We start from the raw sequence: 4,094 nt of genomic DNA on the forward strand, positions 1-4,094 counted from the left end.
TCAGGCTGTTTTCGTCCTGGGCCACCTGGCGGGTGTAACGGGCCAGTTGCACCCGGGCGTTTTCCACCGAGGTCCGCGACTGGCTCAGGTCCAGGGCCGACGCCACGCCCACTTCGTTGCTGCGCGAGGTCAGCCGGTAGCTTTCCTCGTAGGCACCGAGGGTGTCCTGGGTCAGTTTCAGCAGTTCCTTGTCGGCCTGCCAGGTCATGTAGGCATTGGCCACGCTGGCCACCAGGCTGATCTGGGTGCTGCGCCGGGCCTCTTCGCTGGAGAAGTAGGTCTGCAGGGCTTGCTCGCTCAGGCTGCGAACCCGGCCGAACAGGTCCAGCTCGTAGGCGCTGACGCCCACGGTGGCCGAGTACTGGCTGGTGATCCCGGCTTCGCCGGTCTGCGACATGCGTGCCGGAGTGCGCTGGCGGCTGCCGCTGGCGTTGGCCGAAACCGCAGGGAACAGGTCAGCCCGCTGGATCTGATACTGCGCGGCGTAGGCATCGATGTTCAGCGCCGCGACCCTGAGGTCGCGGTTGTTTTCCAGTGCAGTCTGGATCAGTTGCTGCAGCGCCGGGTCATGGAAGAACTGCCGCCAGCCCTGTTCGGCGGCCGCCACGTTGGCGGCCTCCTTGGGCGAGTAGGCAGGGCCTTGGGGGAATTGCGCCGCCACCGGCGCTTGCGGTCGCTGATAATCCGGTATCAGCGAGCAACCACTGAGCGCGATGGCGGTGATTGCCAGGGAGAGTAGCGACTTGCTCATTGGCCAGCCTCATTAGGAGTTGCAGTAGTTTCTGATTGGTCCGCTTTCCTGCGGCCCATGGACGATACGGTGACGAAGAACAATGGCACCCAGAAGATCGCCAGGATCGTCGCGGTGAGCATACCGCCGATCACCCCGGTACCGATCGCATGCTGGCTGCCCGAGCCGGCGCCGGTGGAGATGGCCAGTGGCACAACCCCGAGGACGAAGGCCAGGGAGGTCATGATGATCGGCCGCAGACGCATGCGGCAGGCTTCCACCGCCGCGTCCACCAGGGAGCGGCCCTGCTCGTGCAGTTCCTTGGCGAACTCGACGATCAGAATGGCGTTTTTCGCCGCCAGGCCGATGGTCACCAACAGCCCCACCTGGAAGTACACGTCGTTGGACAGACCCCGCAGGCTGGTGGCCATCAGTGCACCGATGATCCCCAGAGGTACCACCAGCATGACCGCGATCGGAATCGACCAGCTTTCATACAACGCTGCCAGACACAGGAACACCATCAGCAGGGACAAGGCATACAGCGCAGGTGCCTGGGAGCCCGACAGACGTTCCTCGTAGGACAGGCCGGTCCAGGAAATGCCCACACCCGGCGGCAGCTTGGCGGCAATGGCTTCGACTTCGGCCATGGCCTCACCGGTACTGTAGCCAGGGGCTGGGGCACCGAGGACTTCCATGGCTTCCACGCCGTTGTAACGGGCCAGTTTCGGCGAACCGTAGATCCACTCGCCCTTGGCGAAGGAGGAGAACGGCACCATGGTCCCGGCACTGTTGCGTACGTACCACTTCTTCAGGTCTTCAGGGCTCATGCGAGCACCGGCCTGACCCTGGATGTAGACCTTCTTCACCCGACCGCGGTCGATGAAGTCGTTGACGTAGCTACTGCCCAGGGCAATCGACAGGGTGTTGTTGATATCGGTGAGGGTCACGCCCAGGGCACTGGCGCGCTCGTCATCGATGGTCAACTGGTACTGCGGTTCATCGTTCAGGCCGTTTGGACGCACCTGGGACAGCACCTTGCTCTGGGCGGCCATGCCGAGGAACTGGTTGCGTGCAGCCATGAGTTTCTCGTGGCCGATGCCGGCGCGGTCCTGGAGGAACACGTCGAAACCGGTGGCGTTACCCAACTCCAGTACCGCCGGAGGGGCGAAGGCGAACACCATCGCGTCACGGAAGCTGAAGAAGTGCTGCTGGGCGCGGTTCGCCAGGTTGAACACGCTGTTTTCCGCGGAACGCTCGCCCCAGGGTTTGAGCATGATGAAGGCCATGCCCGAGCTCTGGCCGCGACCGGCGAAGTTGAAGCCGTTCACGGTGAACACCGAAGCCACGGTGTCCTTTTCCTTGTCCAGCAGGTAGGCGCGCATTTCATCGACTACCACCTGGGTCCGTTCGGCACTGGAACCGGCTGGGGTCTGAACCTGGGCGAACAGAACGCCCTGGTCTTCTTCCGGCAGGAACGCGGTCGGGATGCGGGTGAACAGCCAGATCATGCCCAGGACGATCAATACGTAGGCCAGCAGGTACGGGACCTTGTGGCGCAGCATGTTGCCGACGCCGCGCTCGTAGCTTTTTACGCTGCGATCGAAGGTACGGTTGAACCAGCCGAAGAAGCCGCGCTTCTCGTGACTCTGCCCCGCAACCACAGGCTTGAGCATGGTGGCGCACAGGGCCGGGGTGAAGATCAGGGCCACCAGCACCGACAGGGCCATGGCCGAAACCACGGTGATCGAGAACTGCTTGTAGATCACGCCCGTGGAGCCGCTGAAGAAGGCCATCGGCAGCAGTACCGCGGACAGCACCAGGGCGATACCCACCAGGGCTCCCTGGATCTGGCCCATGGATTTCTTCGTCGCTTCCTTGGGTGACAGGCCTTCCTCGTGCATCACCCGCTCGACGTTTTCCACCACGACGATGGCGTCGTCCACCAGCAAGCCGATGGCCAGCACCATGCCGAACATGGTCAGGGTGTTGATGCTGAAACCGGCCGCCGCGAGGATGCCGAAGGTCCCCAGCAACACCACCGGTACCGTCATGGTGGTGATCACCGTGGCGCGGAAGTTCTGCAGGAACAGGAACATCACCAGGAACACCAGGACGATCGCTTCCACCAGGGTTTCAACCACGCCCTTGATGGATTCGGTCACCACTGGCGTGGTGTCGTACGGGAACACCACCTTCATGCCTTGCGGGAAGAAGGGTTCCAGGTCGCTGATGGTCTTGCGCAGCGCCTTGGCGGTGTCCAGGGCGTTGGCGCCGTTGGCCAGTTTCACCGCCAGACCGGAAGCCGGCTTGCCGTTGAACTGGGCGCTGATGGCGTAGTTCTCGCCGCCAAGCGCAACGTCGGCAACGTCACCCAGACGTACTTGCGAACCGTCCTTGTTGACTTTCAGCAGGATTGCCTTGAACTGCTCGGCAGTCTGCAGGCGGGTCTTGCCGATGATGGTGGCGTTCAACTGCTGGCCGGGCAGGGCGGGCAGGCCGCCGAGCTGGCCGGAGGAAACCTGGACGTTCTGCGCGGCAACCGCGGTCTTCACGTCCACCGGGGTCATGTTGAAGTTGTTCAGCTTGGCCGGGTCGAGCCAGATCCGCATGGCGTACTGGGCACCGAACACCTGGAAGTCACCCACACCCGCGGTCCGCGAGATGGGGTCCTGCATGTTCGACACGATGTAGTTCGACAGGTCGTCCTTGGACATGCTGCCGTCCTCGGAAACCACGCCGATCACCAGCAGGAAGTTCTTCACCGCCTTGGTCACGCGGATACCCTGTTGCTGCACTTCTTGAGGCAGCAGCGGGGTGGCCAGGTTGAGCTTGTTCTGCACCTGTACCTGCGCGGTGTCCGAGTTGGTGCCCTGCTCGAAGGTCGCGGTGATGGTCATGCTGCCGTCGGAGTTACTTTCCGAGGACACGTAACGCAGGTTGTCGATACCGTTGAGCTGCTGCTCGATCACCTGGACCACGGTGTCCTGCACGGTCTGTGCAGAAGCGCCTGGGTAGGTCACGGAGATCGCAATCGCCGGAGGGGCGATGCTCGGGTACTGGTTGATCGGCAATTTGAGGATCGATAGAGCCCCGACCAACATGATCACCAGGGCAATTACCCAGGCAAAAATCGGACGGTCGATAAAAAATTTCGACATGGTTTACTCCCCTTTGCCGCCTGCAGCTTTGTCAGTTGCCTGTGCAGGGGCCGGGTTCTTCGCTGCTACGTTGGTTGCTTCGTTGGCCTTGACTTCAATGCCTGGCTTGACGAATTGCAGGCCTTCGGTGATCAGACGGTCACCGGCTTTCAGGCCATCTTCCACCAGCCACTGGCTACCGACGGGGCGGCTGGGCCTTGGCT

The 4,094-nt window shown here is 62.5% G+C and carries 3 protein-coding genes; all 3 read right to left on the minus strand.

Annotated features, from left to right (window positions below; genetic code table 11):
• On the minus strand, positions 1–751 hold a 751-nt coding region (locus BLX41_RS36720; RefSeq protein ID WP_259745370.1), incomplete at its 3' end, for a TolC family protein.
• A complete protein-coding gene (locus BLX41_RS29945; RefSeq protein ID WP_123727774.1) occupies positions 748–3,891 on the minus strand; it encodes an efflux RND transporter permease subunit in 3,144 nt (1,047 codons plus the stop codon). The genes BLX41_RS29945 and BLX41_RS36720, both read right to left, overlap by 4 nt.
• Before the next feature lie 3 nt (positions 3,892–3,894).
• The coding region (locus BLX41_RS36725) for a permuted SH3 domain-containing protein (RefSeq protein ID WP_473241693.1) at positions 3,895–4,094 on the minus strand (200 nt) is incomplete at its 5' end.

The organism is Pseudomonas protegens (genome assembly GCF_003732485.1).
Taxonomy (GTDB): domain Bacteria; phylum Pseudomonadota; class Gammaproteobacteria; order Pseudomonadales; family Pseudomonadaceae; genus Aquipseudomonas; species Aquipseudomonas protegens_B.

Bases quoted from the DNA above. Each gene is read 5' to 3' on its own strand.
- BLX41_RS29945 (WP_123727774.1), bottom strand. From the start codon at position 3,891: ATGTCGAAATTTTTTATCGACCGTCCGATTTTTGCCTGGGTAATTGCC.